A 6,957-nucleotide genomic window follows, 5' to 3' on the forward strand; every position below is an offset into this window, starting at 1 on the left:
CCTTCTTGAGCATCACCGAGAGCATGTGGCGCATGCTCTCTTCGTCGTCAACTACCAGTATCCTCATCCCTCTCTCCCGCGGGCAACAGCACCTTGAACTCCGCCCCCTCACCCGGCACTGATTCGACCTCTATCCTCCCCCCGTATGTCTTTATAATCCCCTCGGAGACGAAGAGCCCCAGGCCCGTTCCTCTGCCCGGGCTCTTGGTGGTGAAAAACGGCTCGAACAACCTGGCCGCGTCCTCCGCGCTTATGCCGGGGCCCGTGTCCCTGAAGCTCGCGTACGCGAAGGTCCTCGTCTCGTCGTCGCGGACGGCCGGCGGGTCGTACCTGCGCCTGCCCCCCTTCCTCATCTCGCCCGAGGATGCGTCCACAATACCTGTCTCCACCGTCACGGTCCTGACCGCGGCGGTTCCGGCCTCCCCCATGGCCTCGGCCGCGTTCAAGAGGAGGTTCATAAAGACCTGCCTGAGCTTACCCTCGTCTATAGTAACAGGAGGGATGTCGTCTTTCAACCTTATATCCGTCTTTATACCCTTGAAGCCGCTGTGGTGGGCCAGTGATGAGACGCACTCTTTTACCACGGCGTTTACATCAACCTCGCGGGGCGGCCCCTTCGAGGGCCTCGAGGCGTCGAGGAACTCCCTGACTATCGCGTTTATCCTGTCGACCTCTTTCCCGGCCCTCTCCAGTATCTCCTCTTCTTCCTCCTTGTCGGAAGCGCCGCTTTTGAGTATGTCCAGATAGCCGCTTACGGCCCCGAGCGGGTTGCCGACCTCGTGGGCCAGCCCGGCGGCAAGCCTGCCCACCGCGGCCAGCGTCGAGGAGCGCAAGAGCTCATCCTGGGTTTCCACCAACTCCCGGTTGACCTCCCCGAGCCTCCTTATCTCCTCTTCGAGCCTCTCGCCCATGGTGTTCAAGGCCGTGGCAAGCCGGCCTATCTCGTTATCCACCTGCACCTCGGCCCTGTCACCAAAGCTCCCCCCGGCAACGCGGGTGGCCGTGGCCTCGAGCTTCTTTATCGGTCCGGTAATGGCGCGGGAGAGGAAGTACACGCCAAGAGCTATTATGATAAGCGAGTCCACCACGGCATAGGTAATAAGCATCTTGCGCATACCGACGAGGTCCGCGGCTATGCCGGCCATGCTCATGGTAAACTCCACCCTCCCCCCTCCGATGCCCCTGGCCGGGCCGGCCGAGACGAGGAGTCCCTCCCCGGGCGAGGTAAAGGAGCGTTGGCCTATCCTGCGTACCTTTATACCCTGCTCGAAGAAAAGCACCTCCCCGCCCCCCCCACCCCCCACGGCGGCGGACATCTTCCCCCCTTTTGCGAGAACCCTGCCGGAACGGTCGGTGACCACATAGTTCCGTATACCGAGGTCGCCCATTATACCTCTCACCTCCCGTGCCCTGTAGCCTCCCCCGGGGGACTTGAAGACCACGGCCCGGACGAGCCTCGCGGTGGTATCGGCCTCCCTCACCTTGCCTACCACGGCGTTGCCCTCGACCATCTTTATGCTCAGGAGCCCGATAAGCCCTATGGCGGTAACGGTCGTTATCACTATCCCCGCCACAAGGTGGCTGCGTATGCCGAGAGTCCTCGTCACAGGCGCCATGCCCCGGAGAGATACATCCTTATAATCTCCTCGCCGAAAAAGAGGTGGACTACGGCCCCCAGCGCCAGAAAGGGGCCGAAGGGCACGGCATACTTGCTGCTCTTGCCGAAGAAGAGCATGAGCCCGCCGCCTATAACCGCCCCGGCGAACGAGCCTATGAATATCGTAAGGAGCACGCCCTTCCACCCGAGGAACGCCCCCAGCATCGCCATGAGCTTTATGTCCCCGCCGCCCATGCCGTCCTTGCCCGTGGCCCAGAGGTAACACAGGGCCACGGCCAGAAGCCCACCGCCGCCGGCCACTATCCCGATAAGCGAGTTAACCACCCCCGGCTCCACCAGGAAAAACGAACAGGCAAAGCCCACGGGTATGCCCGGAAGACTTATCAGATCCGGTATTATCCTCAGGTGCAGGTCTATGAAGGTTATGACCAGAAGGGAAGAGACGAGGAGGGCGTAAACGAAAAAATCCGGGGAGAGCCCGAAACGCGCGTAGAGCGCCACGGCGAAAAACGCGGTGAGCGCTTCGACCATCGGGTACTCGGCCGATATGCGGACCCCGCAGTTGCGGCACCTGCCCAGGAGCAGGAGGTAGCTTATGACGGGAATATTATCGTAGGAACGTATGGGCTCTTTGCAGGAAGGACACCTCGAGCCCGGCGACACCACGGACTCTTTAAGGGGGATACGGTGTATGCAGACGTTCAGAAAACTTCCTATGGAAGCCCCGAACGCCGCTACGGCTATATATATCAAGACCTCAGGCAATTGGGCTCACCCCCCCTCTCCCCCTTCCCCGCCGCCCCTGCGGCCGCCTGACGCTCAGAACGTCTCCGGCACATAGTCCTTCCTCTTCGCCTCCGAGAGCGCCAGTATGTCCGAGGCCTGCCTTACGGCCTCCCGGGAATCCCTTTCGGTTATGACCTCGGCCGGTATGCCGCCGGGGATGGCGTCGGGAAAGCGAGAACTCTTATAGTAGATGTCCAGCCTGCCGGAGGCGCCGACGAACTCCTTGAAACCCTCCTCATAGGTTATGGCCCTTTGAAGGAGGTCCACCACCGAGCGTGTCTCGCGCGCGTCCTCTTTCATGAAAAAGAGATATGCCCTCAAACCCTTGGCCGCTGCCTGCTGCGCCCAGAAACACGCGGGCGCGTGGAAGCCCCCCTCCTGGTTCCACTCGGCGGCCTTCAAGTCGTACTCGGCCTGCCTGAGCCACCTCATCGCCTCCTTTGCCATGACCTCCATAAGGGCCTCCTATTAAAACCGTGATGCGTGTGCGTGATGCGTGATGCGTGATGCGGAAAAGGAAAAATCTTTTAACGCATCACGGCATCTAATATCAACTCCGATAGACGGAATTAAGTTTCACGTAGTCGCTGGAGAGGTCGGTAGTCCAGAGCTTATAGGCGCCTTTCCCCATATTGAGATTCACCGTAACGACTATATCCCTCTTCCTTATGGCCCTGGCCGCCTTCCTCTCATTACCGGCGTCCCCCCGCCCCCGCCTTGCCACCCGTACGCCGTTAAACGAGATGTCCACCTTATCCTCCCTCATCCTGACGCCCGCGCTGCCGAGCGCGGCCATTATCCTTCCCCAGTTAGGGTCCGAGCCGAAGAACGCGGTCTTTACCAGAAGGGAGCCCGCAAGAGCCCTTGCGGCCGTGCGTGCCTCACCGGCGGTCGCGGCCCCCCTGACGTCGAGTTCGATAAACTTCGTGGCCCCCTCGCCGTCCCTTACCATCATGTGGGCGAGCTCTAAAGAGACCTCGTCCAGCATCTTCGAAAACGTCTTGAAGTCGCCGGTGCCGGACTTTACGGGCCTTCCGCCGCTCATGCCGTTTGCGAATATAAGGGCCGTATCGTTGGTGGACATGCCGTTATCCACGCTTATCCTGTTAAACGATTGTTCGGTCGAGGACAGAAGGGCCTTTGAGAGGAGTTTGGAGGGAACGGCGGCGTCGGTCATGAAGAAGGCCAGCATGGTGGCCATCTCCGGGCATATCATGCCGGCGCCCTTGGCAACGCCGAGGAGCGTAACGCTCTTTCCGCCCACCCTTCCCTTCACCCTGTGGAGCTTCGGGAACGAGTCGGTGGTCATTATGGCGCGGGCCGCGTCGTGCCAGCCCGTGGGGCTCAGGCCTTTAATAAGACGCGGCACGGCGGCCTCAATCTTCTCTATTGGCAGCGGCCCGCCTATAAGTCCGGTGGAGCAGACAAGGGCCTCTCCCTTCCCGAGCGAGAGGCCGCTCTCCACGGAAGCGGTCATCTTTTCGGCGTCCACCAGGCCGCGCCTTCCCACGCTGACGTTGGCGCAGCCGCTATTTACTATTACTCCCCTCGACACACCGGACCTGACCCTCTTCCTGTCGACGAGGACCGGCGCGGCCTTGACGCGGTTGGTGGTGAAGACCCCGGCCACGGAGGCCGGTACGTCGCTTACCATAAGGGCGAGGTCCAGCTTACCCCGCCTCTTTATGCCGGAGGCGATGCCCGAGGCGTGGAACCCGGGGACGGCAAAAGCTTTAACGGTCCTCTTGGCCATGGTTTACTTCCCGCAGCACTTCTTGTACTTCTTCCCGCTCCCGCACGGACACGGGTCGTTCCTTCCCACCTTCTCTCCCGCGCGCTTGACCGTAACCGGCTTTGCGTCCCCCCCCCGCCGCCTCCACCGCCCGCCTGTGCGGCTGGAAGCCCTACCCCCTCACCGCGACCGAGCATCGTCCTCTGCGCGCTCCTCATGGGCCCGAGCGAGGCCACCGCCGAGGCCGCCGCCTCCTTCTCTATACGGACGTTGGTGAGCCTTTCGACCACCTCACTCTTCATCCTGTGTATCATCTCCTCGAAGAGGCCGTAGCCCTCGCGCTTGTACTCGTGGAGCGGGTTCTTCTGGCCGTAGCCGCGGAGCCCTATGCCGCTCTTCAGGTGGTCCATGCTCAAGAGATGGTCCTTCCAGAGATTATCGATCGTCTGGAGCATCATTATCTTCTCTATGTGGCTCATGGGCTCATCCCCCACGTCCATGGCCTTTTGCTCGTAGCGCTCCCAGGCGCTGGTGCTTACCGCCTCCACCAGCGCCTCCCTGTCGGCCGCATTCTTGACCTCATCGTCGAGATCAAGACCGAACTGTTTTGAGAGGGTATCCCCCAGCGTCTTCTTGTCCCAGTCCTCGGGGTGGGACTTCTCCTCGATGTGGGTAAGCACGGTCCCCTGGGCGACTTCGGCCATGAACTCCCCGACCATCTCCCTCAACCCCTCCTGGGCGAGCGTCTGACGCCGGTACTCGTATACGACCTGCCTCTGCTGGTTCATCACGTCGTCGTACTCGAGGAGGTGTTTTCTTATGTCGAAGTTATGGGCTTCCACCTTCTTCTGCGCGCCCTCTATGGCCTTACTGACGAGCTTGTGCACTATGGGCACGCCCTCCTCCATGCCGAGCTTGTCCATTACCGCCGATATCCTGTCGCTCCCGAATATGCGCATGAGGTCGTCCTCGAGCGACAGGTAGAACCTGGAGGCGCCCGGGTCGCCCTGCCTTCCTGAACGGCCGCGGAGCTGGTTGTCTATCCTTCTGGACTCGTGCCTCTCGGTGCCTATTATATGGAGTCCACCGAGGGCGAGCACTTCTTCTCTCTCCTTCTCGCATATCTTACGGGCGGCCTCGAACGCCTCCCTGTACGCCTCGGTCGTGTCGTCGTGTCCGGCCTTTACGGCGGCCATGGCCTCGGGGTTCCCGCCGAGCACTATGTCGGTTCCCCTGCCGGCCATGTTGGTGGAAAGCGTGGTCGCCCCGACCCTGCCGGCCTGGGCCACTATATCGGCCTCCCGCTCGTGCTGCTTGGCGTTCAAGACGTTGTGCTTTACGCCCTGCTTCGAGAGCAGGCTCGACAGCCTCTCGGAGTTATCTATGGATATGGTGCCCACGAGCACCGGCCTCCCCTTCGCCTGCCACTCCTTTATCTCCTCTATGACGGCCCTGAACTTCTCCTTCTCGGTCTTGTAGATGAGGTCGGGGTAGTCATCCCTTATCATGGGCTTGTTGGTGGGTATGACCATGACCTCGAGGTTGTATATGGAGTTGAACTCCGCGGCCTCGGTGTCCGCGGTGCCGGTCATGCCGGCGAGCTTGCCGTACATGCGGAAGTAGTTCTGGAAAGTTATGGAGGCAAGGGTCTGGTTCTCGCTTTCGATATTGACCTTCTCCTTGGCCTCGACGGCCTGGTGGAGCCCGTCGCTCCAGCGCCGGCCACTCATGAGCCGCCCGGTGAACTCGTCCACTATGATCACCTTCCCGTCCTTCACGACGTAGTCCACGTCCCGCTGGAAGAGGGCGTGGGCCTTAAGGGCCTGGTTCACGTGGTGGAGGGTCTCCATGTTACGGGGGTCGTAGAGGTTGTCCACCTTCAAGAGGTCCTCTATCTTCGACACCCCGTCTTCGGTAAAGTGCACCTGCTTTGCCTTCTCGTCTATGGTGTAGTGCTCCTCCTTCTTGAGCCCAGGTATGACCCTGTCTATCGTGTAGTACTTATCGGTCGAGTCCTCGGTGGGGCCGGAGATGATGAGCGGGGTGCGTGCCTCGTCTATCAGGATCGAGTCCACCTCGTCCACTATGGCGTAGTTGTGCTCCCTCTGGACGTACTCATCGAGGGTGAACTTCATGTTGTCGCGGAGGTAATCGAAGCCGAACTCATTATTGGTGCCGTAGGTTATGTCGGCCCCGTAGGCTTCCTTCCTGGTTACGGGGCTCAGTTGGTAGAGGCTGTCGTCTTCGCCGATGAAGTCGGGGTCGTAGTGGAAGCTCGCCTCGTGCTGGATGACCCCGACAGAGAGGCCCATGGTGTGGAATATCGGCCCCATCCAGCGGGCGTCCCTCTTCGCGAGGTAATCGTTTACGGTGACCAGGTGCGCGCCCTTGCCCGTAAGGGCGTTAAGGCACAACGGGAGCGTGGCGACGAGTGTTTTCCCCTCGCCGGTCTTCATCTCCGTTATCTTCCCCTCATGGAGCACCACCCCGCCGATGAGCTGCACGTCGAAGTGGCGCATGTCGAGCTTTCTTCTGGCGACCTCCCTTACCGCGGCGAAAACCTCGGGAAGGATGCCTTCGAGGGTCTCGCCGGTGGCAAGCCGCTCCTTCAGCTCGACGGTAAGGGCCTTGAACCCCTCGTCGGGAAGCTCCTGCATCCGGGGCTCGAGCGCGTTTATCTTCTCGACGAGCGGACCTATCCTCTTGATCTGACGCTCGTTCCTGCTCCCGAATACTTTCTTGAATACGTCGGTAATCATGGTTTAGTGGGCGGCACCTTCGACACTATCGAAATCCGAGTTTAATTGCGGCATCTTAGCAT

The 6,957-nt window shown here is 60.7% G+C and carries 4 protein-coding genes and 1 pseudogene; all 5 read right to left on the minus strand.

Annotation, left to right across the window (positions count from 1 at the left end; translation table 11 throughout):
- Positions 1 to 47: 47 nt before the first annotated feature.
- Positions 48 to 1,616 (minus strand): ATP-binding protein, encoded by a 1,569-nt coding sequence (locus V3W31_06430; protein MEE9614576.1) that lies wholly within the window; start codon positions 1,614 to 1,616, stop codon positions 48 to 50.
- Entirely contained in the window at positions 1,604 to 2,383 is a 780-nt protein-coding gene (locus V3W31_06435) for a prepilin peptidase (GenBank protein MEE9614577.1), read from the minus strand. Before V3W31_06435 ends, V3W31_06430 begins: the two co-directional genes overlap by 13 nt.
- 54 nt (positions 2,384 to 2,437) lie before the next feature.
- Positions 2,438 to 2,860 carry a HEPN domain-containing protein gene (locus tag V3W31_06440; protein ID MEE9614578.1) on the minus strand — a complete coding sequence of 141 codons (423 nt, stop codon included), beginning with the start codon at positions 2,858 to 2,860 and terminating at the stop codon, positions 2,438 to 2,440.
- A gap of 94 nt (positions 2,861 to 2,954) precedes the next feature.
- Positions 2,955 to 4,157, minus strand: coding sequence for a bifunctional glutamate N-acetyltransferase/amino-acid acetyltransferase ArgJ (gene argJ, locus V3W31_06445; protein MEE9614579.1), 1,203 nt, complete (start codon positions 4,155 to 4,157; stop codon positions 2,955 to 2,957).
- A gap of 3 nt (positions 4,158 to 4,160) precedes the next feature.
- Positions 4,161 to 6,895 (minus strand): annotated as a pseudogene (gene secA, locus V3W31_06450) (preprotein translocase subunit SecA).
- Between the last annotated feature and the right edge of the window lie 62 nt (positions 6,896 to 6,957).

The sequence above is a fragment of the Thermodesulfobacteriota bacterium genome (genome assembly GCA_036482575.1).
GTDB lineage: Bacteria > Desulfobacterota > GWC2-55-46 > GWC2-55-46 > JAUVFY01 > JAZGJJ01.